Below are 23,014 nucleotides of genomic sequence, written 5' to 3'. Positions count from 1 at the left end.
GACCTGCTCCATCCGTGCGGGGCGCTGGATGCGCCAGACCCCGCAACCATCCCCCGCCGCCGACGGCCACGCAGGGTGCTTCGCCCGGATGGCCGCGAACTCTCGCGCCACCCCCGCACCCCCGTGACGATCGAGTGCGAACCACGACCCGCCCGCCGACCCGACGACCGGCCGGCCGAGCACCCATGTGAACAAACGACAGGATCCCGCTGCCATGACCCTGCTCTCCACAACCGAGGAGACCGCCACCACCACCGGCCGGCCCGCCACGGGCCGGCTTCGCGTCGTCCTGATGCTCGACGTCCACGACGGCGCCCAGGACCACTTCCTGGACGTCTACGAACTGCTCCGCCATCAGGTGGCCGCCGTCCCCGGCCACATCAGCGACCAGCTCTGCCAGTCCATCGACGACCCGTCCCGCTGGCTGATCACCAGCGAATGGGAGAGCGCCCCGCCGTTCCTCGCCTGGGTCGACAGCCCCGCCCACCGCGACATGGTCAAGCCGCTGCACGGCTGCGTCCGCGACACCCGCTCACTGCGTTACACCGTGCTGCGCGAAACCCAGGGCACGCACACCATCGACAGCCTCGCCGCCCCGCTGGGCCCCGGCGAACACCACCCGGGCGTGCCCGCCGCGCCCCGGCCCGGGCCCGACGGCGTGGTCCGGCACGCCCTCAGCTTCACCGTCCGGCCCGGCGCCGAGGCCAAGGCCGCCGAACTGCTGTCCGGCTACCGCTCCCCGCAGGCCCGGGTCGACGACACCACCCGGCTGCTGCGCACCTCGCTGTTCATGCGCGGCAACCGGGTCGTGCGCTGCGTCGAAGTCGCCGGCGACCTGGTCGCCGCGCTGCGGCACGTCGCCCAGCAGCCCGAGGTGCGGGCCGTCGAACAGGCCATCAACCCGTACCTGGAGGAGCACCGCGACCTGGACGACCCGATGGCCGCCCGCGACTTCTTCCAGCGCGCCGCCATCCCCGCCGTCCACCACCACGCCGCGCTCAAGTCCGGCCCGGTGCAGCGGCACGCCTACCTGTACCCGGTCCGCCCCGGCTGCGGCGCGGCGCTCGCCGAACTGCTGGCCGGCGAGGACGAGCACGCCGCCGCCGACCCCGGCTCGCCGCTGGTCCGCGCCACCGTCCACCGCCGCGACGACCTGGTGGTCCGGCTGGTCGACCTGCTCACCGACCCCGCGAGCGACCCCGCCACCGCCCTCGGCGTGGCCGGCCCGCGCGCCGCCGCGGTGCTCGGCAAGCTCGCCGACATCCCCACCGAACACCCCGTGCCCAGCGCCGACGGCCTGCGCCACCTGCTCGCCGAATGCACCATGACCCCGATCACCGACCGCCGCTCCGCCGACGCCTGACCACCCGTCCCGCACATCCCCACGCCCGGAAGGAAGTCCACCGTGACCACCGAGATGCCACCTGTCGTCCACGTCGACGACGCGCCCCCGAACCGCAAGCGCGGCGGCGACCTGCGGGCCATGCTCACCCCGACGGCGTGCGGCGCCACCAGCGGATTCATGGGGGTGGCGATCGTCGAACCGGGGGAGCGGATCGGCGAGCACTACCACCCCTACTCCGAGGAGTTCGTGTTCGTGATGTCCGGCGAACTCGAGGTCGACCTCGACGGCAAGACCCAGCCGCTGCGCCCCGACCAGGGCCTGATGATCCCGATCGGCATGAAGCACCGGTTCCGCAACGTCGGCACCGGCCAGGCCCGGATGGTCTTCCACCTCGGGCCGCTCGCGCCGCGCCCCGAACTCGGCCACGTCGACACCGAGGAGCAGAGCACCTCCGAGGCGGGGCCGCCGGAACCGGCAGGGGCGGCCTCGTGAACCGCCGGGTCGCGGTGACCGGGATCGGCGTGGTCGCACCCGGCGGCATCGGCGTCCGGCAGTTCTGGAAGCTGCTCACCGACGGCCGCACCGCTACCCGCGGCATCACCCTGTTCGACCCCGACGGCTTCCGCTCCCGGATCGCCGCCGAGTGCGACTTCGACCCCGCCGCGCACGGCCTGACCGCCGACCAGATCGCCCGCAACGACCGCTACGTGCAGTTCGCGCTGGTCGCCACCGCCGAAGCGATCGCCGACGCCGGACTCGAACCCGACCGCGAGGACCCCTGGCGGATCGGCGTCTCGCTCGGCACCGCGGTCGGCGGCACCACCCGGCTCGAAGCCGACTACGTGCTGGTCAGCGGCCGCGGCGAGCACTGGGACGTCGACCACCGGCCCGCCAAGCCGCACCTGGAACGGGCCTTCACCCCGGCCACGCTGGCCTCCGCGGTCGCCGAACGGATCGGCGCGCACGGCCCCGTGCAGACCGTCTCCACCGGCTGCACCTCCGGCCTCGACGCCGTCGGCTACGCCGCCCTCGCCATCGAGGAGGGCCGCGCCGACGTCATCGTCGCCGGGGCCTGCGACTCACCGATCTCACCGATCACCGTCGCCTGCTTCGACGCCATCAAGGCCACCTCGGCCCGCAACGACGACCCCGAACACGCCTCCCGCCCCTTCGACAAGAGCCGCGACGGCTTCGTGCTCGGCGAGGGCGGCGCCGTCCTCGTGCTGGAGGAATGGGAGCACGCCAAGCGGCGCGGCGCCCGGATCTACGCCGAACTCGGCGGCTTCGCCACCTTCGGCAACGCCTACCACATGACCGGACTCACCCAGGAAGGCGTGGAGATGTCCGAAGCCATCGACCGCGCCCTCGCCCACGCCCGGCTGCCCGGCGACGCCATCGACTACGTCAACGCGCACGGCTCCGGCACCAAGCAGAACGACCGGCACGAGACCGCCGCCGTCAAACGCTCCCTCGGCGCGCACGCCAGGTGCACCCCGATGAGCTCCATCAAGTCGATGGTCGGGCACTCGCTCGGCGCGATCGGCGCCATCGAACTGGTCGCCTGCACCCTCGCCCTGCACCACGGCGTGGTCCCGCCGACCGCCAACTACACCGAACGCGACCCCGAGTGCGATCTCGACTACGTCCCCCGCACCGCCCGCGAACTGCCGCTGCGCCACGTGCTGTCGGTGGGCAGCGGCTTCGGCGGCTTCCAGTCCGCGGTGGTGCTGAGCAGAGCGGAGGCGGCATGAGCCGAACTCGTAATGCGGTGATCACCGGCGTCGGCGTGGTCTCCCCGCAGGGCATCGGCGCCGACGACTACTGGAAGGCGCTCAGCCAGGGCCGCTCCGCGCTCACCCGGATCGACCGCGAAGGCTGCGAGAACCTTCCGCTGCGGATCGCCGGCCTGGTGCGCGGCTTCGACGCCGAGGAGTACGTCGAGCCGCGCTACCTGGTGCAGACCGACCGATTCACCCACTTCGCGATGGCCGCCGCCGAACTCGCCATGGCCGACGCCGACCTGACGTCCCACCCCGACGACCCGTTCCAGGTCGCCGTGGTCACCGCGGCGGGATCCGGCGGCGGCGAGTTCGGCCAGCGCGAACTCCAGCACCTGTGGGCCGAAGGACCCCACCACGTCGGCCCCTACCAGTCCATCGCCTGGTTCTACGCCGCCTCCACCGGCCAGATCTCCATCCGCGGCGGCTTCAAGGGCCCGTGCGGCGTGGTCGCCTCCGACGAGGCGGGCGGCCTCGACGCCCTCGCGCACGCCGCCCGCGCCGTCGGCCGCGGCACCGACACCGTGCTGGCCGGCGCCGCCGAGGCACCCATCGCCCCCTACTCGATGGTCTGCCAACTCGGCTACCCCGGGCTGTCCACCACCGACGACCCCGACCGCGCCTACCGGCCGTTCGGCTCCGACGCGGCCGGCTTCGTCCCCGCCGAGGGCGGCGCCATGTTCGTGGTCGAGGACGCCGACACCGCCCTCCGGCGCGGCGCCCGCACCCGGGCCCGGATCGCCGGACACACCGCCACCTTCACCGGCGCCGCCCGCTGGGCCGAGAGCCGCGAAGGACTCGCCCACGCCATCCGCGGCGCCCTCGCCGAGGCGCACTGCGCACCCGACGAGATCGACGTGGTCTTCGCCGACGCCCTCGGCGTCCCCGAGGCCGACCGCGCCGAAGCCCTCGCCCTGACCGACGCACTCGGCGAACACGCCGAACGCGTCCCCGTCACCGCCCCCAAGGCCGGCTTCGGCCGCGCCCACTGCGGCGCCCCCGCCCTCGACGTGGCCGCCGCCGTGCTCGCCCTCGAACAGGGCCTGATCCCGCCCACCCCGCACACCGAGGACTGCCCGTACGGCCTCGACCTGGTCATCGGCCACCCGCGGCCCGCCGAACTGCGCACCGCCCTGGTGCTCAGCCGCGGCCAGATGGGCTCCAACACCGCCCTGGTACTGCGCCGGGCCTGACCCCACCCCACCGCTAGGAGCAACAGATGGCATCCGAGATCACCTACGAGGAACTCGCCACCCTGATCAAGGCCCGGGCCGGCGTCCAGGTCACCGTCGACGAACTGGCCGACCCGGGCTGCATGTTCCTCGACCTCGGCGTCGACTCGCTGGGGGTGCTCGGCGTCCTCGCCGACCTGGAGAACCGCTACGGCGTCTCCATCGACTCCTCCGAACTGCTCGGACGCCCCGTCGCCGAGTTCCTGCAGACCGTCAACTCCACTGTGAAAGCTGGTGCCTGAGATGCCCGGACACACCGACAACACCATCCTCATCGACGCCCCCGTCGACCTGGTCTGGGACATGACCAACGACCTGGAGAACTGGCCGCAGCTGTTCAGCGAGTACGCCTCCGTCGAAGTCCTCGACCGGCAGGGCCAGCTGGTGAAGTTCCGGCTCACCATGCACCCCGACGACAACGGCCAGGTGTGGAGCTGGGTCTCCGAACGCGAGACCGACCGCGACGCGCTCGCCGTCCGGGCCCGCCGCGTCGAACCCGGCCCGTTCGAATTCATGGAGATCCGCTGGGAGTACGAGGACCTCCCGCAGGGCACCCGGATGCGCTGGATCCAGGACTTCGCGATGAAGCCCACCGCCCCCGTCGACGACCTCCAGATGACCGACATCATCAACCAGAACTCCAAGGTCCAGATGGAACTGATCCGCGCCAAGGTCGAACACCGCGCCGGCGGGGCCCGATGACCGGCACCCACCGCGCCCTGATCGTCGCCAGGATGAAGCCAGGCACCGCCGACCACATCGCCGGTGTCTTCGCCGACTCCGACCGCGGCCCGCTGCCCGGGCTGATCGGCGTCCACGGCCGCAGCCTGTTCCAGTACGGCGACATCTACCTCCACCTGATCGAGTCCGAACGCCCCCCCGGACCCGAGGTCGCCAAGTACACCGACCACCCCGAATTCCGCGACATCAGCGAACGGCTCGCCGTCTACGTCGACGCCTACGACCCGTCGACCTGGCGCAGCCCCAAGGACGCCATGGCCCACGAGTTCTACCGCTGGGACCGCTGACCACCCGCCGTTGCACAGGGAAGGGAGAGCCGCCGTGGCCGAACAGAGCGAACCGGCGGACTGGGTGCGCTGCGAAGGCTGCGCCGGCCTGGTCTACGGCAGACGCTACGCACGCACCCTGCAGGTGTGCCCCGACTGCGGGCACCACGGACGGCTCACCGCCCCGCAGCGGCTCGCCCAACTCCTCGACCCGGGCACCGCCGAACCCCTCGGACCGGTGCCCGCCCTGCACGACCCGCTGGGCTTCGTCGACAGCCGCCCCTACCAGGACCGCCTCGACGAGGCCCGCGCCCACACCGGCCTGCACGAGGCCGTGCTGTGCGCCGCTGGACAGATCGAGGGCCAGCCCTGCATCGCCGCCGTCATGGACTTCCGCTTCCTCGGCGGCAGCCTCGGCTGCGCCGTCGGCGCCCTCATCACCCACGCCGCCACCGTCGCGCTGGAGCGCCGCGCCCCACTCGTCCTGGTCACCGCCAGCGGCGGCGCCCGGATGCAGGAAGGCGTGCTGTCACTGATGCAGATGGCCAAGACCGCGCAGGCCATGGCCGAACTCGACGAAGCCGGCATCCTCACCGTCTCGGTGATCACCGACCCCACCTACGGCGGCGTCGCCGCCTCCTTCGCCACCCTCGCCGACGTCATCATCGCGGAACCCGGCGCCCGGATGGGCTTCGCCGGACCCCGCGTCATCGAACAGACCACCGGCGAGAAACTCCCCGCCGGCTTCCAGACCGCCGAATTCCTGCTCGCCCACGGCATGGTCGACGACGTCGTGCCCCGGATCGGCCTGCGCCCCGTCCTCGGCCGGCTGCTCGGCCTGCGGCCCCCCGCCGAACCCCGGCCCCCCGGCGACCCCGCCGCCATCCTGCGCGCCGCCGACGAACTCGCCGACCGCGACCCCTGGCAGAACGTCCGCCTCGCCCGGCACCCCGAACGGCCCAGCACCCTCGACTACATCCGCCGCCTGGTCGACGACTTCCAGGAACTGCACGGCGACCGGCTCACCGAGGACTGCCCCGCCATCGTCGCCGGGACCGGACGCCTGGCCGGCACCCCCGTCGTCCTGATCGGCCACCACAAGGGTGGCACCGACCTCGGCGAACGCAAACGCCGCCGATTCGGCATGGCCCAGCCCTCCGGCTACCGCAAGGCCAACCGGCTGATGCGGCTCGCCGCCAAACTCGGCCTGCCCGTGGTCACCATGATCGACACCCCCGGCGCCAACCCCGGACCCGAGGCCGAATCCGGCGGACAGGCCGCCGCCATCGCCGAGAACCTGCGCCTGATGGCCCGCCTGCCCGTCCCCATCGTCGCCGTGCTGATCGGCGAGGGCGGCAGCGGCGGCGCCCTCGCACTCGCCGTCGCCGACCGCGTCCTGGTCAGCGCCAACGGCATCTACTCGGTGATCAGCCCCGAAGGCTGCGCCGCCATCCTGTGGAAGGACCCGCAGGCCGCACCCACCGCCGCCGCCTCGCTGCGGATGCACCCCGGCGACCTGCTCAGCCTTGGAGTCGTCGACGGCATCGTCCCCGAACCGCCCGAAGGAGCCCACCAGGACCACGCCGCCGCGGCCGACCTGCTCGAAGCCGCCGTCACCGAGGCCCTGCGCGAACTGATCCCCTGGGACCCGGACCGGCTGCGCGCCGCCCGCCGGGCCCGCTTCCACCGCTACGGCGCCGACACCGCCGCGGCAGATTGGAGCCAGCCATGACCGTCGAGGTGAAAAACCAGCCGTCCCACGGACGGATCACCCTCACCGGTGACGGATCCGGCGGCCCCGACCAGGTCGCGGACCTCGCCGAGCTGTGCCGCAGCGTCGCCGAACTCGCCCGCACCCGTGCCCAGCCGCCCCGCCGGATCCGGCTCGAACACCTCGGCACCGCCGTCGAGATCGAATGGGACGAGTCCGGTGCGCCGGACCGGACCAGCCCCGAGGTGGAACCCGAGGCGGAACCCGAAGCAGCCGGCCACCACGTGTGCGCCCCGATGATCGGCACCTTCTACCACGCGCCCGAACCGGGCGCGCCGCCGTTCGTCGCCGTCGGCGACACCGTCACCGCCGGCCAGCCCATCGGCATCCTCGAAGTGATGAAGATGATGAGCCCCGTCGAGGCCGACCTCGCCGGCCGGGTGGTGGAGATCCTGGTCGCCGACGGCACCGCCGTGGAGTTCCAGCAGCGCCTGATCGCCGTCGAACCCGCGTAAGGGGCCCGCATGTTCACCACCGTGCTGATCGCCAACCGCGGCGAGATCGCCCTGCGGATCGCCCGCACCTGCCGGGAGATGGGCATCCGCACCGTCGCCCTGTACTCCACCGCCGACCGCGACTCGGCGGTGGTCCGCTTCGCCGACCGGGCCGTCCACCTCGGACCCGCCGCCGCCAGAGCCAGCTACCTGCACATCCCGTCCATCGTCGAAGCCGCCCGGCTCACCGGCGCCCAGGCCGTCCACCCCGGCTACGGATTCCTCTCCGAGGACCCCGATTTCGCCGAGATCTGCGAAGCCAACGGCCTCACCTTCATCGGCCCGCCCCCGCACGTGATCGAACAGCTCGGCGACAAATCCGCCGCCCGCCGGCTGATGGCCGAAGCCGGACTGCCCGTCCTGCCCGGCTCCACCGGCGCCGTCCGCAGCCCCGCCGAAGCCCGCGAGATCGCCGCCCGCACCGGCTACCCCGTCATCCTCAAAGCCGTCGCCGGCGGCGGCGGACGCGGCATGGCCGTGGTCCGCGACCCCGCCGACATGCCCACCGCCTTCCAGGAGACCCGCGCCCACGCCCGCGCCGTCTTCGGCGATGACCGGCTCTACCTCGAGCACTACGTCGACGGCGCCCGGCACATCGAGGTCCAGGTGCTCTGCGACCGCCACGGCAACGCCGTCCACCTCGCCGAACGCGACTGCTCCGTGCAGCGACGCCACCAGAAACTCATCGAGGAATCACCCGCACCCAACCTGTCCGACCCGCTGCGCCACGAGATCTGCGCCGCCGCCGTCCGCGGCGCCCTCGCCGTCGGCTACGTCGGTGCCGCCACCTTCGAATTCGTGCTCGCCACCGACGGAGCGTTCTACCTGATGGAGGTCAACTGCCGCCTCCAGGTCGAACACCCCGTCACCGAGATGGTCACCGGCATCGACCTGGTCCGCGAACAGCTCACCATCGCCGCCGGCGAACCCCTGACGCTCCGCCAGGACGCCGTCCGCCCGCGCGGCGCAGCCGTCGAGGCCCGGGTCAACGCCGAGGACCCCGAACGCGGCTTCCTGCCCACCCCCGGACTGCTCACCGAATTCGTCCCGCCCGGCGGCCCGTTCGTCCGGGTCGACACCCACGCCTACCCCGGCTGGCCGATCGGCCCCGACTACGACTCGCTGCTCGCCAAGACCATCGCCTGGGCACCCGACCGCGAACAGGCCATCGCCCGTCTCGACCGCGCCCTCGCCGAGTTCCGCATCGACGGCCCCGGCGTGCGCACCACCACCGACTACCTGCGCCGCACCCTCGCCGACCCGCGCTTCCGGGCCGGCCGGCACACCACCGCGCTGGTCGCCGAAATGGCCGCGGAGGTGTCGTAGCCCTTCTTCTCACGATGGAAAAGCCGTCCGGCTTCTCGCGATGGAAAAGCCGTCCGGACCGACGTGGTCCGGACGGCTTTTCGGCTCTCCCGCTACGGCACCGTGCAGGTGAAGGCGTGCAGGTACGGGTTGACCGGGGCGACGGCCTTCAGCAGCAGGCCGGACTCCTCGATCAGCGCGGTCAGACTGCCCAGGGTGTGCTTGGCGCCGCCGACATTGAGCAGCAGCAGCAGGTCCATCGCGGTGGTGAAACGCATCGACGGGGAATCGTCGACCAGGTTCTCCACGATCACCACCCGGGCACCCGGGCGGGCCACCTGACGCAGATTGCGCAGAGTGCGGCGGGTCGACTCGTCGTCCCACTCCAGGATGTTCTTCACCAGATACAGATCGGCCTGCACCGGGATCGCCACCCGGCAGTCGCCCGGCACCAACCGCGCCCGGTCGGCCAGCGCGCCACCGGGCAACAGCCGCGGATCGGCGTGCTCGACCACCTTCGGCAGATCCAGCAGCGTGCCGTGCAGGCCCGGCTGGCGCTCCATCAGGGCCGCCAGCGCCTGGCCCTGACCGCCGCCGATGTCGGCGGCCGTGGCGACGCCCGTCAGATCCAGGAAGTCGGCCAGATCCTGCGCGGACTGGCGGCTGGACTGCGTCATCGCCCGGTTGAACAGCGCCGCGGACTCCGGCGCGTCGTCGTGCAGGTACTGGAAGAACTCCTTGCCGAACGCGTCGGCGAACACGCTGCGCCCGGTGCGCACCGCGTCGTCCAGCCGGGACCAGGACTGCCAGGTCCACGGCTCGGTGCACCACAGCGCGATGTCGCGCAGGCTGCCCGGCTCGTCGGAGCGCAGCAGACGCGACAGCGGGGTGTGGCAGAAGCGGCCGTCACCGGCGGTGGCGAACACCTCGTAGCTGGCCAGGGCCCGCAGCAGGCGCTCCAGCGGGCCGGCTTCGACGCCCAGCCGCGCCGCCAACTCCTCGGCGGTGGCGGGCTGTTCATCGAGCGCGTCGGCCAGCTTCAGACTGGCGGCGGCGCGCACCGCACCGGCGCAGGCGGCGCCGAAGACCAGCTCGCGGAGCAGCATCGCGGGCGGCACACCGGTGCGGGCGGACGGGGCGGTGACGGGTTCGGCGGGGGTGGTGGTCACCGGAGCGGTCGCCGCGGGGGAGGAGGACGGCGGGACCGGTCGGGTCGGGGCGGAGGTCATGGGCACGGCGGCCTTTCGTCGGGGCTGGAGGGCTCGGGAGGGCCGGTCAGCAGTGGCCGGCGGGCTGGGAAGTACTGCAGATGTTGTTCGTGAAGGAGTCCCCGGTGCCCTGGTCACGATCGGCGAGATCGGTGGGCCGGTTGTCGTTCAGCGTGTTGCCGGTGACGACCGCGCGGGCGTTCGGCGCGCCCACCACGCTCGGGTACAGCACGATGCCGCCCGACATCGGGGAGTTGCCGGAGTGGTCGGCGACCAGGTTCTCGACGACCGCGACGTCCTCGGTGCCGGTGAGCAGGATGCCTGTCCCCTGGACCGAGTCCAGGCGCGGATTGGGCTCGCAGTAGCGGTTGTTGGCGCGCACCACATTGCCGGTGACGGTCAGCGCACCGGCCCGCGGCACCCCGTCGTCGCCGACCACGAAGATGCCGCCGCAGTTGCCGGACACCAGGTTGGCCATCGCCGTCAGGTCGCGCACCCGGCGCAGCTGCAGGCCGATCCGGTTGCCGGTCAGCCGGTTCGCCGCCACCTGGGTGCCGCGGGTCTCCAACGCGCCGCCCTTGCGGTCGAACCAGTTGGCGATGAAGATCCCCGCCTGGCCGTTGTCCCGGGCCTCGTTGTCGATCACCGTGGCGCGGGTCGACATCTCCACGCTGATGCCCTGCAGGCCGTTGTCGTGGGACGTCACCCGGCGGACCGTCAGCCCGTCGGTGACGGCGGCGGCGATCCCGTTCTTCGCGAACCCCGCCACCGTCAGCGCCTCCACCACCGCGCCCGACACCGGCCGCACCGGCGCCCCGTTGTCGTCCGCCACACCCGTCACGCACAGCCCGTTGCCGGCCTTGGCGCAGGCGCTGCCGTCCGCCGGGTCGGGCACGAGTACCGTGCGGCTGCCCTGCCCGCGCAGCGTCACCCCGTCGGTGGCGAGGGTGACGCTGCCCGGGTAGCTGCCCGCGGCCAGCTCCACCACGTCACCCGGGTGGGCCGCGTCGACGGCGGCCTGCACCGAGGCACCGGGCGCGAGGTGAACCACGTTCGGACGCGCGGCAAGGGCAGAACCGGCGAACGCGGCGCCCGGGATCGGGACGGGGACGAGGACGTGGCCGGGGGCGGCGAAGAGAGCGGACGTCAGGAGGGTGGAGACGGGCGGTGCCGGACTGACGGCCAGCAGGGCGGGCACGGTGGCGGCGGAAGCGAGCAGGACGGCGGCGAGGCGGGTGCGCGGGCGCGCCGGAGCGAAGAGAGGAGTCATCAGGGAGAGCCGGTTTCCAAGGGGTTGCGGTCGCGGACGGCCTTGGCGCGCGCCCGCCGCCTCGAAGCTATGGCCGCGACCCGCCCGCGGCCAGCCGGGTTCGGTCGCACGAGTTGCCCACACCCGCCGACCGGGTGGCCCGGGAGGACGGCACCACCCGTACACCCGATCGGGGGGCACTTCGGCCGGGCACCGGGCCCCCCTCGGCCGGTCGAACCACTATGGACCCATGACCCTGCAACGTGGACGCACCTCCGAACAGACCGACCCCGCCCCCGACGACCTGCGCCCCACCGGCGCCGGCCGGACCGACCTGTTCCCCGCCGAACCGCACTCCGCCGACCACTACCGCACCGAGCGGCAGCGCAGCGAGGAGTACCGGCTCGACGAGGAACTCGCCGCCCGGCCCACCGCCGCGGACATCGGCCCCGAGAGCGAAGTGGAGACCGCGAGCTGGCCGGACGCCGAGGACCCCTCCTGGGACTACGACGACGTCATTTTTCGGTCGGTCAACTGAGTGCCCCTCAGCGCACTGTGCCCGCCACTCGACCGTGATCGAGCGGCGGGCACAGTGCGCTGAGGGGCACTCAGCGGACACTCGCTGCGGGTCAGTAGCGCTGGGCCTTCACCACCACCGGCGTCAGCGTGGTGCCCGCGCCCTTGGTGGAGAACGCCACCGGGTTCACGGTCGCGCCCGGCGCGACGTTCTCCGCCCCCACCACCGAGGAGTCCACGCTCTGCCCGTTGGGGTCCGTGAAGTCCACCTGGACCGCGTACGAGCGGGTCTCCTGCGTGCTGTTGGTGATCGTCACCTTCGCCGCCGACACATCGCCGGTGGTCTGGGTCGGAATCCCGGTCAGGGTCACATCGCCCAGCGCGTTGCCCGACCCCTGAACGGTCGACAGCACCGCCGTCGCCTTCTCTCGGCCCGCCGCCAGCTGCGCGTTGGCCGACGCCTCGAACTCCGCCGCCCGCTGCGAGGCCGACGCCTGCGCCGCCGACACCGACGCCAGCGCGGACGAGTGCAACGAACCGAGCGGGGACGGCGGCTCGCCCGAGAACCGCTCCGTCCCCACCACGAACGTCGACATCGCCGCCTGCACCGGATCCTCACCCGACGTGCCACCGCAGGACGCCATCACCGCGATCCCGGCCGCGCCCGCGCCCAGCGCCAGCATCAGCCGCGCGCCGCGGTGGACCCGCCGCCGTCCGGGCTGCTCCGGCCGGGCCGGCGGGCCGACCCGGCCCTGGCGCACCAGCGGCTGGCGGGGCGTCGGCCCCTGGCCGGAACTGTTCTGGTCCGCGTCTCGCATCGCGCTGCACCCTTTCGCTCAGAACCGCGCCGGCCACTGCGCGCCGCGGTCGATCCGACGAGCCGTCGGCCCGCGCCCGGACGTGCGGAACCAACGCTCCGCTCTCCGTCCCCATCGTCGGAGCCGGGCAACCCCTCCGGCCAGCGGCGCTGCGCCATTCGGGGGGTCCGACGGAGCGTCAGATCGGCAACGGCGGTGGGGAGATACGTATGCCGGGTGACTGACGGGCGAGGGAGTACGGGGAGGACGCCGATGCCGGTGGGGGAGCAGCGGATCGTACGGCGGCTGCCGAGCTGGAGCGCGCTGGTCGGGGCGGTGCTGTTCTACTGCCTGTCGTTCACGCCGTCGCTGCTGCCCGGGCCCTGGCTGCTGCAGGCCGCCGCCGGGGCGCTCACCGCATTCTTCGGGTACGGACTTGGCGCGTTCTTCGGCATGGTCGCCCGCCGCTGCGGGCTGCTTCCCTCGCCGGCCGTGCGGCGTGCCGGGTGGTGGCTGCTGGCCGTCGTCGGCGGCGGCTCCGTCGTCGCGATCACCGCCTGGAGCGTGCGCCGGCAGGGCGACCTGCGGCGGGCCGTCGGCCTCGACCCGCGGATCGGCTGGTGGCAGTGGGCCCTGGTGCTGCCGGTCGCGCTGCTGCTCGGCGCGCTGCTGGTGCTCGCCGCACGGGGCGTCCGGCTCGGCACCCGGACGCTGCGGGAGGTCCTCGGCCGGGCCGTTCCCGGCTGGGCGGCCGCCGCCGGGGCAGCCGCGCTCGCCGTCGTACTCGTGACCGGCTTCGTCCAGGGCTTCCTGCTGCGCGCCCTGCTCGGCGCCGCCGAACGCGGCGCCGCGCTGACGGACCGCTCCACCAGCCCCGGCACCGTCCGGCCGGAACTTCCCACCCTCTCCGGCAGCCCCGAGTCCCACGAGAGCTGGGACAGCCTCGGCAAGAAGGGCCGCGACTTCGTCGGCCGCGCCCCCACCGCCGCCCAGATCTCCGCCTTCACCGGGCGCCCCGCGAAGGACCCCGTCCGGGCCTACGTCGGCCTGCGCTCCGGCGAAGGCGTCGGCCTGACCGACCCGGAACGCGTCCTGAAGGAACGGGCCCTGCGCGCCGTCGCCGAACTCGACCGGGCCGGCGGCTTCCAGCGGAAGGTCCTGGCACTGCTGGTCGGGCCCACCCCCGACAACCCGCTGCGGACGGTCATCACCGACGGGCGCGCCCCCGGCAGCCCCGTCTGGCGGCCCGTCTACCAGGACGGCCGCACCGTGCGCTTCGCCCAGCAGACCTCCGACTTCACGGTGCCCGACGCGCCCCGGCCGCAGCCCCGGGTGGTCTACCTGCAGAACGGCAGCGACCCCGTGGTGTGGTGGGAGCCCGCCCTGATCTGGAGCCGGCCCGCCTGGCTCAACGGGCAGCGCGCCCACGACGTCTCACCGACCATACGCTGGTACCCCCTGGTGACCTTCTGGCAAGTCACCTTCGACCTGACGGCCTCCGAGGCGGTGCCCGACGGGCACGGGCACCGCTACCGCCGGATGCCCATCGAGGCCTGGGCCAGGATCGTCCCGCCCGACGGCTGGACCCCGCAGGACACCGAGCGGTTGGTGGCGTACCTGGGGGAGCAGCCCTGACGGGGTGTTGTTGACGCGAATTGTTGACGCTGTCCGTTGACGGGCCTGGCCGGTTTTAGTGGTGAACCGGCTCGTGGGCGCTCTCGGCGGTGGTGGGGGTTTCTGCGCGGCTCCGGGGCCGGAGGAGGTGGCGGGCGAAGGCGGCGGAGGCCAGGAGCAGGGCGGCCGAGACCCACGCGGCGATGTTGATGCCGTGGACGAACGCGTCGTTCGCGCTGGTCAGCAGCTGGTTCGCGAGGTCGCTGGGCAGCGTCGAGGCCGCCTCCACCGCGCCGCCGAGGGACTGCCCGGCCTGGTCCACCAGGGCCGGGTCCGTGTGCGCCGGGACGGTGAGGGCCCCCGCGTACAGCGCCGTCACGATCGAGCCGACCAGGGCGATGCCGAGCGCTGCGCCCAGTTCGTACGCCGTCTCCGACACCGCCGAGGCGGCACCCGCCTTGTCGGCCGGGGCGGCACCCAGCACCAGGTCCGAGGAGAGGGTGTACACCACACCCTCGGCGGTACCCAGCGCCAGGAAGGACGAGCCGAGCAGCAGGTACGTGCTGTCGACCCGGACCATGCCCAGCGCCGCGATGCCCAGCCCCATCACCAGCAGGCTGACCGTCAGCACCCGGCGCGCACCCGCACGCCGAGCCAGCCGGGCCGTGAGCAGGCCGCCCACCACCGAGCCGACGAAGGCCGGCATCTCGGCGACACCCGCCGAGAGCGGCGAGTAGCCGCGTACCAGCTGGAGGTACTGCGACATGAAGAAGATCACACCGGACAGCCCGATCAGGCTGATCAGCGAGGACACCACCGCCGCCGTGAACCGCGGGTCACGGAACAGCCGGACCTCCAGCAGCGGGGTCTCCAGGCGGAGCTGACGCCGCACGAACAGCGCCAGCGCCGCCACCCCGAGCACGAAGGTAGCCGGGGTGATCCAGGTGTCCAGGCCGTGCGCCGCGAACTCCTTGATCCCGTACACCGCGCCGATCACACCCGCCATCGACAGCAGCACACTCAGCATGTCCCAGCGGCCCGGGCGCGGATCGCGGGACTCCGGGAGCAGCCAAGCACCGAACACCAGCAGCAGCACCATCACCGGCAGGTTCAGCAGGAACACCGACCCCCACCAGAAGTGCTCCAGCAGCACCCCGCCCACCAGCGGCCCCAGCGCCGCACCCGCCGTCGCGCCCGCACCCCAGATGCCGATCGCCGTCGCCCGCTCCCGGGCGTCCGGGAACAGCGAGCGGATCAACGACAGCGTGGACGGCATGATCGTCGCGCCCGCCACACCGAGCAGCGCCCGGGCCAGGATCAGCCAGCCCGGCCCCGGCGCGTACGCCGCCAACAGCGAGGCCACGCCGAACGCGGCCGACCCCGCCAGCAGCACCCGCTTGCGGCCCAGCCGGTCACTGAGCGCGCCCATCGACACCAGCAGGCCGGCCAGCACGAACGAGTAGATGTCGCCGATCCAGAGCAGCTGGGTGCCGGACGGGCGGAGGGTTTCGGTGATCGAGGGGATGGCGAGGGACAGCACCGTCGCGTCCACCGCCACCAGGGTGACGGCGAGCACGAGGACGCCGAGACCGGTCCAGCGGTGGCCGGACCGTCCGTTCCGGACGGTCCGGGTGGACTGGTCGGCGAGGGGGGAACTCATTGGGTATCAGGTCTCCGTAGAGCGCCGCCGAGGAACAGTTCGGCGAGCGAGAATGCGCTTTCGCGAGGGGCGAGCCGGCCTTCCTGGACGGCCCAGCCGATGCCGGCCACCAGATCGAAGAACGCCTCGCTGAGCCAGCCGGCCGAGAGCTCGATCCGGAACGTTCCTTCCCGCTGCCCGCGCAGGAACAGCGCGCGGACCCGGGCGTCCTGGAGCTCCCAGAGGTCATTGATGTCGGGATCGTCGTACAGCTGGTTCTCGCCGGCCAGGAAGGCGCACAGCGCCGCATCCGGCACCACCGCATCCACCAGCCGGCGCAGCGCCGCCTCGGCGTTGCCCTCCTCCACCCGCGCGGTGTCCAGCGCGGCGGCGAACCGGCGCAGGCCGAGCGCGCCCACCTCGCGGATCAGGGCCTCCCGGCCCGGGAAGATCCGGTGCAGAGTGGCGCGGCTGATGCCGGCGGCGCGGGCGATCTCGTCGAGATGGGCCGTCGGGCGTCGGGAGAGGACGCCGACGGCTGCCTCGAGGACGGAGTCGCGGTCGGTTGCCATGAGAGCAGCATAGTGCAAGTGAGACATTGATGTCTCACATTGGAGCTCTGGGTCTCGCGCTCTGGGTCTCGCGCTCTGGGTCTCGGGCTCGGGGTCTCGGGCTCGGGGTCTCGGGCCTGGGTTCGGGCTCGTCGGGTTTTGGGCCCGGGCTCGGGTTTTGGGCTCGGTGTCTTGGTTTCGATGGGGGTGCGGGGTGCGGGGTGCGGGGAGCTTGGGGGCGCACGCAGAAGACCCCGCGCGGGGCGCGGGGTCTTCTGGGGCGTGCTTTGGGGTTGTGCCGTCGGGCGTGGGCCCGCTGGGCTGCCCGATGAGGTCAGCTCTGGTTGTAGAAGCCGGTCTCGTCGAGCGGGCGGTCGATGACCATCACCTCGACGTCCGCCGGCGTGAGCAGGAACACCCGGCGGGCGATCCGCTCGATGCCGCCTCGGGTGCCGAAGATCAGACCGGATGCGAAGTCGACCATCCGCTTGGCCTCGGCGTCGTTCATCTCGGTGAGGTCCATGACCACCGGCGTGGCGGCGCGGATGTGCTCGCCGACGGTGCGGGCGGCCTCGAACCCGGTGGGCCGGAGCGAGATGATCTTGGACGGCCCGATCTGCCCACTCGGCAGCGTCTCCTCGCCGTCCCACGATTCCTCGTACATCGCGGCCGGGTAGCTACCGGAGGGCATAAGCCACCCGTTGTGGTGCTCGTCGCGAAGTGCTCCCATTAACCGCGCCTCCCTGTCTCGTTCCGTACTCGTCCCCCGGGGGACGACGAGTCGTTTTGACACGTCATCCACTTGTTGGAACTGTCCGAGTATCGCACTGATCACCGCGGAAGTGCCCGCACGTGCCCACCCCACGGTTGTGGCGCGGGCGAATATCCGTGCTTACTCGGATATTCGTAACGACGCAGGCGGTCGGTGAACGGTTGCGCCCAACGACACTATCGGTGGGGACCTAAGGGCAGTTGACTGAGTGTCAACAATCCTGTAACGGCGTCACCTGATGGGGTTCATTTCGGCCGCGGGTTCTCGGTTCTGTCCCCGGCGTGTCGTGTGTGTCGTGGGTGTCGTGGCTTTGGGCGTGTGTGTCGTGGCTTCGGTGTGGCTCGGCCGGGTCGGCGGGCCTTTGGCGAGCCGGGGTTTGTGCGGTCACTCGCCGGTCGCGCCGTCGATCCGCTCTCGGATCAGGTCGGCGTGGCCGTTGTGCCGGGCGTACTCCTCGACCATGTGGAACAGAATCCACCGGAGCGTCACCTCGTTGCCGCGCCAGGGGCGCCTGGCCACCGTGTCCAACGAGACGCCCTCGACCGCGGCACGGGCGTAGGCGACGTCCTGCTGCCAGGCGGCGGTGTCGGCCACCGGATCCGCGGAGTCGACCAGGTCGAAGTCGCCGTCCGGGAACTCCTCGGTCCAGTACCGGCCGACCGGCCCGAGATCCTCGCCGTTCAGATACAGCCGGAACCAGTGCCGTTCCACCTCCGCCATGTGCCGGACCAGCCCCAGTAGCGACATTGGCGATGGAAGGCAGGACCGTTCGCGGAGCTGGTCCGGTGTCAGACCCTCGCACTTGAGGGCGAGGGTGGCGCGGTGGAAGTCCAGCCAGGAGTTGAGCATGGTCGCTTCGTCGGAGGCGAAGGCCGGGCTGATGCGGGCGGTGGCAGGGGAGCCGCTGGTGTTCGTCATGCCGCCATGGTGGGGGCGGGTCGGCGTAGGGGGCGAGCCGATTTCCGGAGCTGGGCGGTGGTGTGCGGGCACGGAGGCGGAGCTCGGTGCGATGATCTGATGTTCATTGCTGGTTGACTCGGGTGGGGTGTCGTTGTGCGCAAGGTGATGACGGGGGTCCAGCTGACGCTACGTCTGCTGCTGGAGCTGGCCTCACTGGCCGCGTTGGCGGTGGGTGGCTACGGGCTCTGGCACGGGGGGCCCGTGGTGGTGCGGGTGCTGATCGCGCTCGCCCTGCCGGTGGCTGCGGCCGTGCTGTGGGGGCGCTATGCGGCACCGCGGCGGCCCGTGCGTGGCTCGGCGGTGGCCTGGTACGGCGTCCAACTGCTGATCTGGGGCGGCTCGGTCGCCCTGCTGGCCGTCACCGGCCACTCGGGCTGGGCGATCTGGCTCGGTGCGCTGATGGTCGTCAACACGGTGTGGCTGCGGCTGGTGGGTGAATGGTCGCCGGAGATCGAGCGGTAGGCGGATGGTCGGCGCCGCACTCGTTCTCCGGTGCGGCGCCGGGACGTTGACGTGTGTGCGGATGTGGCGCGCGGCCGGGTGCCGGTCCGGTTCGGGAGCGGAATTGGCGTCGGCGGCGGTGTGATGCTTGGGCGGTCAGGCGGTCAGGCGGTCAGGCGGTCAGGCGGTCAGGCGGTCAGGCGGAGCGGCGGGGGCGGGCCCGCCAGAGCGAGACGGCGCTGAACACGCACATCGCGGCGATCACCGACGCCGAGATCAGGAACGCCGGGGATCCCGGCGAGCTCGCGCTGGCCCCCGCGATGACGTACGCGGCCGTGGTGGGGACCACTCCGAGCACAGTTGCCGCCAGGTACGGCCAGAACCGGACTCCCGAGAACGCACACGCGAAGTTGCCCGCCTGGAACGGTGCCCCCGGAAACAGTCGCACCAACAGCACGCTGCGGAAGCCCTGTTCGGACAGCCGGCGGTCGATCTCGGTCAGCACCTTGCCGCGCACCAGCGGCCGCAGCGCCTCCCGGCCGAGCGACCGGCCGAGGGCGAACGCCGCGATCGCGCCGATCGCCGACCCCGCGACCGCCAGCGGCACGCCCCACAGCGAACCGAACAACAACCCCATCCCTGCGTTCAACGCCGGGCGAGGCAGGAACGCCACCGTGCCGAAGGCGTAGGCCGCCAACGCGATCGGCATCCGCCACGGACCGGCCGCCGCCGCGAGCACCGCCGTCGGATCCCAGAGCAGCAGCGAGGCCGCTGCGGCGGCGAGGACGGCCGCGAGCAGACCGAGGCGCAGCAGCGCGTGGCGGTGCGGGCGCGGGCGCGGTGCGGGCGCGTTCGGTGCGTCGGCTTCGGTGCGGGTGTCCGGGGCGGCGCTTGCGGTGGTGCTGGTGTCGGTGCCGGCGTCGGCGTCGGCGGGGAGTGGCGCGGTGGGGCCGGATGTCGGCTGCGGGGCGGGCACCCGGGGAGCTTAACCGGCGCCGGGGCCGGGGCGTTTGCGAGGGGCCTGGCGGGTGCGGGTGCGGGCTTGGGCTTGGGCGGCAGCGCGGTCAGTCGGTGGGCGCTCAGGTGGTGGGGAGGCGCAGCTGCTTCAGTAGGGCGATGTCGGCGGCGTGCCGGACGCCTTCGATGCGCTCGGGGTCGTGGCGGCCGTCCGGGGTCTCGATGATCAGCGGGACGCCGGCGGTGGCCGGGTGCGCCAGCAGGGCCTGGAACGCGGGGGCGCCGATGTGACCGGCACCGATGTTCTCGTGGCGGTCCTTGCGGGCGCCGGCCACGTCCTGCGAGTCGTTGGCGTGGATCAGCCGGAGCCGGTCCGGGCCGACCGCCCGGTGCAGGGCGTCGAAGAGTTCGTCGACCCCGCCCGGGGCGGCCAGGTCATGACCGGCGGCGAAGGCGTGGCAGGTGTCCAGGCAGACGCCGACCAGCGGGTGGTGGTCGAGCGCGTCCAGGTAGGCGGCGAGGTCCTCCATCCGGGCGCACAGCGAGCTGCCCTGCCCCGCTGTCGGTTCCAGCAGCAGCCAGGGCGCGTCGTCCCCGTACCGGTCGAGTCCGTCCAGGATCGGCAGGACCTGCGCGCGAACCTGGGCCAGCGCCTCCTCGCGAGTGCCGCACAGTGCCGAACCCGTGTGAACCACCGCACCGAGCGCCCCGATCGCCGCCGAGCGGTGCAGCGAGTGCGTCAGCGACTCCGCCGAACGTTCGCGGGTCGCCGCCGAATCGGAGCCGAAGTTGATCAGGTAGGGCGCGTGGACGTAGGCCGGGATGCCCTGCTCGGCGCAGGCCGTGCGGAACGCCAGGTCGTGCGCTGGATTCCCGGCCGGAGTGGCCCACCCACGCGGGTTGGCGACGAACACCTGCACTGCCTCCGCGCCGACCTTCTCGGCGTAGGCCAGCCCCGTCCCCGCCAGGCCCTTTCCGGCAACTGGAACATGGGCGCCGATCGGGTTTCGCGGGGCGGAATTCATGGCCACGAGCATCCCACGGCAGGATGGACCGGCAGGTCACCGGGGTCGGCAGCGGCCATCTCGATGCGGCGGCCGGCAATTCGGGGGAGTCGGTCAGCAAGAGCCGGCCGGGCAGAGCAGGTCGGGCTGAGCCGGCCGGACGGTTGACGGGCGGCTACAGGACGGAAGGCGAGAAAGCAGATGGACAAGTCACTGGCGCGGGCGCAGCGCGAGCACTGGGAGCGCACGTACTCCGAGCACCCCGGCATGTACGGGGACCAGCCGTCGGAGTCGGCGGAGTACGCCGCCACGGTGTCCACGCCCGGGGGAACCGTGCTGGAACTGGGCGCCGGCCATGGGCGCGACGCCCTGTTCTTCGCCCGCCGGGGCTTCACGGTCACCGCAGCCGACTTCAGCCCCGTCGCCCTCGACCAACTCGGCGAGCGGGCCGCCGCCGACGGTCTGACGGTGACCACCGTGGTGCAGGACGTCCGCCAGCCGCTGGACCTGCCGGACGCGTCCGTCGACACGGTGTACGCGCACATGCTGTTCTGCATGGCGCTGTCCACGGCCGAGCTGGTGGCATTGGTCGGGGAGGTGCGGCGGGTGCTGCGGCCAGGAGGCGTGCTGGTGTACACCGTGCGGCACACCGGCGATGCGCACTACGGGGCCGGGATCGGCCACGGCGACGACATCTGGGAGAACGGCGGTTTCGCCGTCCACTTCTTCTCGCGGGAACTGGTGGACCGCCTCGCGGAGGGCTGGGACCCGGCTGAGGTCGAGCCGTTCGAGGAGGGCGATCTTCCGCGCCGGCTCTGGCGGGTGACGCAGCGCCGGACCGCCTGAGACGCGGCGCGGGGCGGGCTGAGCGCGTGGGTGCGGTGGGGCGGGCTGACGTGCTGAGGGGTGCGGGGCAGGCCGAGCGCGTGGGTGCGGTGGGGCGGGCTGACGTGGTGAGGGGTGCGGGGCAGGCCGAGCGCGTGGGTGCGGTGGGGCGGGCTGACGTGGTGAGGGGTGCGGGGGCGGTTCCCGCACCCTCACGTGGCGGTTCGGTTGGCGGCTTGGCCGGTGGCGCCGGCGGTCCGGCTGCTGGCACAGTCTCAGCGTGATGGCTCCAGGGAGCCCGACGCGGCCGGCGAGTCCGCCGACCTGCGCTGGCGCATGGCAGTGGCGGACGGGATCAGGGCGGCCGCCAGCAGCGTGACGACGAGGAACGAGACCGTCAGCGAACTCGCCTGGGCGATGCCGCCGACCACGGCCGGGGCGACCAGGCCGGAGGTGTACGTGATGGTGGCGACGCCGGCGATGGACTGGCTCGGGTTGGTACCGGCCCGTCCGGCGGCGGCGAACGCGAGCGGAACCACCACGGCGATACCTATGCCGATCAGCGCGAACCCCGGAATGGCCAGGTACGGGCTGTCGGCGACGACCACCAGCAGTCCGCCGACGCCGGCGACCGCGCCGCTGACCCGTACCGTGCGCACCGGGCCGAGGCTGCGGATCACCGCGTCGCCCGCCAGGCGGGCTGCGGCCATGGTGGCGGCGAAGGCCGTGAAGCACGCGGCGGCAATCGACGGGGAGGCGCCGGTGACGTCGCGCAGGTACACGCCGCTCCAGTCCATCGACGCGCCCTCGGCGAAGACCGCGCAGAACCCGACCAGACCGATGAGCAGTGCCTCCTTAGGTGGCAGTGCGAAGCGGGGCGGTGCCTCCTCGTCGACGGCCGGCCGAACGTCCAGCACCCCGCGCGACACGATTTGTGCGAGCAGCACCAGAACCAGTGCGGTCACCGCGAACTGGATCCGGGCGTCCACCTGCTGATGCGCGGCCAGCACACCGAAGCCGGAGGCGACCAGACCGCCCAGGCTCCACATCCCGTGCAGACCCGACATGATCGACCGGCCGAGCCGTTTCTCGACCTCGACGCCCTGGGCGTTCATCGCCACGTCCGACATGCCGGACGTCGCGCCGTAGATGAACAGCGAGAGACAGAGGACCACCAGGTGCGGGGAGAGCGCGGGCAGCGCCAGCGACAGGCACCACAGCGACAACAGGCCCTGCAGCGCGGCCCGGGCGCCGAAGCGGTGCACGATGCCTCCGGCCAGCGGCATCGCGATCGAGGCGCCGATCGCCGGGAACACCAGGGCGAGACCGAGCTGGCCGGGACTCAGATCCAGCTGGTCCTTGATCCACGGGATGCGGCTGACGAAGGTGCCGGTGACGGCTCCGTGGACGGCGAACACCAGCGCCACACTCAGCCTTGCGCGCCGGACGTCCTTGAGAGTTTCGCCCACGCCGGGCTCCCCCCTTGGGTCGGTCGGATTGAAAATAAACTATCAGGGACCCTGCCTGATAGAAACCTCTGGAAGGATGC

The 23,014-nt window shown here is 72.6% G+C and carries 24 protein-coding genes; 14 read left to right on the top strand and 10 right to left on the bottom strand.

Annotation, left to right across the window (positions count from 1 at the left end; genetic code table 11):
- Positions 1-214: 214 nt before the first annotated feature.
- From ACFYST_RS23235 to ACFYST_RS23190, 10 genes are read left to right on the top strand one after another with little or no spacing between them, the layout of a single operon-like run.
- On the top strand, positions 215-1,363 hold the full coding sequence (locus tag ACFYST_RS23235; RefSeq protein ID WP_387865093.1) for a SchA/CurD-like domain-containing protein: 1,149 nt from the start codon (positions 215-217) through the stop codon (positions 1,361-1,363).
- A 42-nt stretch (positions 1,364-1,405) separates the two neighbouring features.
- Positions 1,406-1,837 carry a cupin domain-containing protein gene (locus ACFYST_RS23230; protein ID WP_387865091.1) on the top strand — a complete coding sequence of 144 codons (432 nt, stop codon included), beginning with the start codon at positions 1,406-1,408 and terminating at the stop codon, positions 1,835-1,837.
- Positions 1,834-3,096, top strand: coding sequence for a beta-ketoacyl-[acyl-carrier-protein] synthase family protein (locus tag ACFYST_RS23225; protein ID WP_387865088.1), 1,263 nt, complete (start codon positions 1,834-1,836; stop codon positions 3,094-3,096). Before ACFYST_RS23230 ends, ACFYST_RS23225 begins: the two co-directional genes overlap by 4 nt.
- On the top strand, positions 3,093-4,316 hold the full coding sequence (locus ACFYST_RS23220; RefSeq protein ID WP_387641310.1) for a beta-ketoacyl synthase N-terminal-like domain-containing protein: 1,224 nt from the start codon (positions 3,093-3,095) through the stop codon (positions 4,314-4,316). Before ACFYST_RS23225 ends, ACFYST_RS23220 begins: the two co-directional genes overlap by 4 nt.
- Positions 4,317-4,342: 26 nt before the next feature.
- Positions 4,343-4,597, top strand: coding sequence for an acyl carrier protein (locus tag ACFYST_RS23215; protein ID WP_387641313.1), 255 nt, complete (start codon positions 4,343-4,345; stop codon positions 4,595-4,597).
- A gap of 1 nt (position 4,598) precedes the next feature.
- Positions 4,599-5,057: an SRPBCC family protein gene (locus ACFYST_RS23210; RefSeq protein WP_387641316.1), complete on the top strand. Its 459-nt coding sequence runs from the start codon at positions 4,599-4,601 to the stop codon at positions 5,055-5,057.
- A complete protein-coding gene (locus tag ACFYST_RS23205) occupies positions 5,054-5,383 on the top strand; it encodes a TcmI family type II polyketide cyclase (protein WP_387641319.1) in 330 nt (109 codons plus the stop codon). The genes ACFYST_RS23210 and ACFYST_RS23205 overlap by 4 nt, the downstream gene beginning before the upstream one ends.
- Before the next feature lie 34 nt (positions 5,384-5,417).
- Positions 5,418-7,094: an acetyl-CoA carboxylase carboxyl transferase subunit alpha gene (gene accA / locus ACFYST_RS23200; protein WP_387865085.1), complete on the top strand. Its 1,677-nt coding sequence runs from the start codon at positions 5,418-5,420 to the stop codon at positions 7,092-7,094.
- Positions 7,091-7,588, top strand: a complete 498-nt coding sequence (locus ACFYST_RS23195; RefSeq protein ID WP_387641325.1) for an acetyl-CoA carboxylase biotin carboxyl carrier protein — start codon at positions 7,091-7,093, stop codon at positions 7,586-7,588. Before accA ends, ACFYST_RS23195 begins: the two co-directional genes overlap by 4 nt.
- Positions 7,589-7,597: 9 nt before the next feature.
- Positions 7,598-8,953, top strand: coding sequence for an acetyl/propionyl/methylcrotonyl-CoA carboxylase subunit alpha (locus tag ACFYST_RS23190; protein WP_387641328.1), 1,356 nt, complete (start codon positions 7,598-7,600; stop codon positions 8,951-8,953).
- Positions 8,954-9,045: 92 nt separating this feature from the next.
- On the opposite strand, the gene ACFYST_RS23185 is transcribed toward ACFYST_RS23190, so the two are convergent.
- Positions 9,046-10,161 (bottom strand): methyltransferase, encoded by a 1,116-nt coding sequence (locus ACFYST_RS23185; RefSeq protein ID WP_387865083.1) that lies wholly within the window; start codon positions 10,159-10,161, stop codon positions 9,046-9,048.
- A 46-nt stretch (positions 10,162-10,207) separates the two neighbouring features.
- Complete coding sequence (locus ACFYST_RS23180; protein ID WP_387865080.1) at positions 10,208-11,410, bottom strand: nitrous oxide reductase family maturation protein NosD; 1,203 nt, start codon at positions 11,408-11,410, stop codon at positions 10,208-10,210.
- Between the two features lie 229 nt (positions 11,411-11,639).
- On the opposite strand from ACFYST_RS23180, the gene ACFYST_RS23175 reads away from it, so the two are divergent.
- Complete coding sequence (locus tag ACFYST_RS23175; protein WP_387641338.1) at positions 11,640-11,927, top strand: hypothetical protein; 288 nt, start codon at positions 11,640-11,642, stop codon at positions 11,925-11,927.
- 91 nt (positions 11,928-12,018) lie between these two features.
- On the opposite strand, the gene ACFYST_RS23170 is transcribed toward ACFYST_RS23175, so the two are convergent.
- Positions 12,019-12,723, bottom strand: coding sequence for a hypothetical protein (locus ACFYST_RS23170; RefSeq protein WP_387865078.1), 705 nt, complete (start codon positions 12,721-12,723; stop codon positions 12,019-12,021).
- Between the two features lie 252 nt (positions 12,724-12,975).
- Here ACFYST_RS23170 and ACFYST_RS23165 point away from each other — a divergent pair, with 252 nt between their 5' ends.
- Positions 12,976-14,337: an alpha/beta-hydrolase family protein gene (locus ACFYST_RS23165; protein WP_387865076.1), complete on the top strand. Its 1,362-nt coding sequence runs from the start codon at positions 12,976-12,978 to the stop codon at positions 14,335-14,337.
- Between the two features lie 55 nt (positions 14,338-14,392).
- Here the strand turns inward: ACFYST_RS23165 and ACFYST_RS23160 are convergent, their stop codons facing one another.
- The 4 genes from ACFYST_RS23160 to ACFYST_RS23145 form a co-directional block, all read right to left on the bottom strand.
- Positions 14,393-15,976 carry an MFS transporter gene (locus ACFYST_RS23160; RefSeq protein ID WP_387865075.1) on the bottom strand — a complete coding sequence of 528 codons (1,584 nt, stop codon included), beginning with the start codon at positions 15,974-15,976 and terminating at the stop codon, positions 14,393-14,395.
- Positions 15,973-16,527, bottom strand: a complete 555-nt coding sequence (locus ACFYST_RS23155) for a TetR/AcrR family transcriptional regulator (protein ID WP_387641350.1) — start codon at positions 16,525-16,527, stop codon at positions 15,973-15,975. Before ACFYST_RS23155 ends, ACFYST_RS23160 begins: the two co-directional genes overlap by 4 nt.
- A 313-nt stretch (positions 16,528-16,840) precedes the next feature.
- Entirely contained in the window at positions 16,841-17,236 is a 396-nt protein-coding gene (locus ACFYST_RS23150) for a cell division protein SepF (protein ID WP_387641352.1), read from the bottom strand.
- Between the two features lie 426 nt (positions 17,237-17,662).
- Complete coding sequence (locus ACFYST_RS23145) at positions 17,663-18,196, bottom strand: DinB family protein (RefSeq protein WP_387641354.1); 534 nt, start codon at positions 18,194-18,196, stop codon at positions 17,663-17,665.
- A gap of 147 nt (positions 18,197-18,343) precedes the next feature.
- Here ACFYST_RS23145 and ACFYST_RS23140 point away from each other — a divergent pair, with 147 nt between their 5' ends.
- Positions 18,344-18,700: a YrdB family protein gene (locus ACFYST_RS23140; protein ID WP_387865072.1), complete on the top strand. Its 357-nt coding sequence runs from the start codon at positions 18,344-18,346 to the stop codon at positions 18,698-18,700.
- A gap of 175 nt (positions 18,701-18,875) precedes the next feature.
- Here ACFYST_RS23140 and ACFYST_RS23135 read toward each other — a convergent pair whose 3' ends face one another.
- Together ACFYST_RS23135 and ACFYST_RS23130 are read right to left on the bottom strand one after the other, a co-directional pair.
- Entirely contained in the window at positions 18,876-19,655 is a 780-nt protein-coding gene (locus tag ACFYST_RS23135) for a TVP38/TMEM64 family protein (protein WP_387865069.1), read from the bottom strand.
- Between the two features lie 103 nt (positions 19,656-19,758).
- Entirely contained in the window at positions 19,759-20,661 is a 903-nt protein-coding gene (locus ACFYST_RS23130; RefSeq protein ID WP_387641363.1) for a deoxyribonuclease IV, read from the bottom strand.
- A gap of 180 nt (positions 20,662-20,841) precedes the next feature.
- Here ACFYST_RS23130 and ACFYST_RS23125 point away from each other — a divergent pair, with 180 nt between their 5' ends.
- The gene (locus ACFYST_RS23125) at positions 20,842-21,486 is read left to right on the top strand and encodes a methyltransferase domain-containing protein (protein WP_387865068.1); all 645 of its coding nucleotides are present in this window, start codon (positions 20,842-20,844) and stop codon (positions 21,484-21,486) included.
- Between the two features lie 254 nt (positions 21,487-21,740).
- On the opposite strand, the gene ACFYST_RS23120 is transcribed toward ACFYST_RS23125, so the two are convergent.
- On the bottom strand, positions 21,741-22,934 hold the full coding sequence (locus ACFYST_RS23120; RefSeq protein ID WP_387865067.1) for an MFS transporter: 1,194 nt from the start codon (positions 22,932-22,934) through the stop codon (positions 21,741-21,743).
- Between the last annotated feature and the right edge of the window lie 80 nt (positions 22,935-23,014).

The sequence above is a fragment of the Kitasatospora sp. NPDC004614 genome (assembly GCF_042873675.1).
Lineage (GTDB): Bacteria > Actinomycetota > Actinomycetes > Streptomycetales > Streptomycetaceae > Kitasatospora.
This window is presented reverse-complemented; position numbering and strand designations above follow the sequence as displayed.

Coding starts and splice junctions, on each gene's coding strand:
- ACFYST_RS23235 (WP_387865093.1), top strand. CDS start 215: ATGACCCTGCTCTCCACAACCGAGGAGACCGCCACCACCACCGGCCGG.
- ACFYST_RS23220 (WP_387641310.1), top strand. CDS start 3,093: ATGAGCCGAACTCGTAATGCGGTGATCACCGGCGTCGGCGTGGTCTCC.
- ACFYST_RS23215 (WP_387641313.1), top strand. CDS start 4,343: ATGGCATCCGAGATCACCTACGAGGAACTCGCCACCCTGATCAAGGCC.
- ACFYST_RS23210 (WP_387641316.1), top strand. CDS start 4,599: ATGCCCGGACACACCGACAACACCATCCTCATCGACGCCCCCGTCGAC.
- ACFYST_RS23205 (WP_387641319.1), top strand. CDS start 5,054: ATGACCGGCACCCACCGCGCCCTGATCGTCGCCAGGATGAAGCCAGGC.
- ACFYST_RS23195 (WP_387641325.1), top strand. CDS start 7,091: ATGACCGTCGAGGTGAAAAACCAGCCGTCCCACGGACGGATCACCCTC.
- ACFYST_RS23190 (WP_387641328.1), top strand. CDS start 7,598: ATGTTCACCACCGTGCTGATCGCCAACCGCGGCGAGATCGCCCTGCGG.
- ACFYST_RS23185 (WP_387865083.1), bottom strand. CDS start 10,161: ATGACCTCCGCCCCGACCCGACCGGTCCCGCCGTCCTCCTCCCCCGCG.
- ACFYST_RS23180 (WP_387865080.1), bottom strand. CDS start 11,410: ATGACTCCTCTCTTCGCTCCGGCGCGCCCGCGCACCCGCCTCGCCGCC.
- ACFYST_RS23175 (WP_387641338.1), top strand. CDS start 11,640: ATGACCCTGCAACGTGGACGCACCTCCGAACAGACCGACCCCGCCCCC.
- ACFYST_RS23170 (WP_387865078.1), bottom strand. CDS start 12,723: ATGCGAGACGCGGACCAGAACAGTTCCGGCCAGGGGCCGACGCCCCGC.
- ACFYST_RS23165 (WP_387865076.1), top strand. CDS start 12,976: ATGCCGGTGGGGGAGCAGCGGATCGTACGGCGGCTGCCGAGCTGGAGC.
- ACFYST_RS23160 (WP_387865075.1), bottom strand. CDS start 15,976: ATGAGTTCCCCCCTCGCCGACCAGTCCACCCGGACCGTCCGGAACGGA.
- ACFYST_RS23155 (WP_387641350.1), bottom strand. CDS start 16,527: ATGGCAACCGACCGCGACTCCGTCCTCGAGGCAGCCGTCGGCGTCCTC.
- ACFYST_RS23150 (WP_387641352.1), bottom strand. CDS start 17,236: ATGGGAGCACTTCGCGACGAGCACCACAACGGGTGGCTTATGCCCTCC.
- ACFYST_RS23145 (WP_387641354.1), bottom strand. CDS start 18,196: ATGACGAACACCAGCGGCTCCCCTGCCACCGCCCGCATCAGCCCGGCC.
- ACFYST_RS23140 (WP_387865072.1), top strand. CDS start 18,344: ATGACGGGGGTCCAGCTGACGCTACGTCTGCTGCTGGAGCTGGCCTCA.
- ACFYST_RS23130 (WP_387641363.1), bottom strand. CDS start 20,661: ATGAATTCCGCCCCGCGAAACCCGATCGGCGCCCATGTTCCAGTTGCC.
- ACFYST_RS23125 (WP_387865068.1), top strand. CDS start 20,842: ATGGACAAGTCACTGGCGCGGGCGCAGCGCGAGCACTGGGAGCGCACG.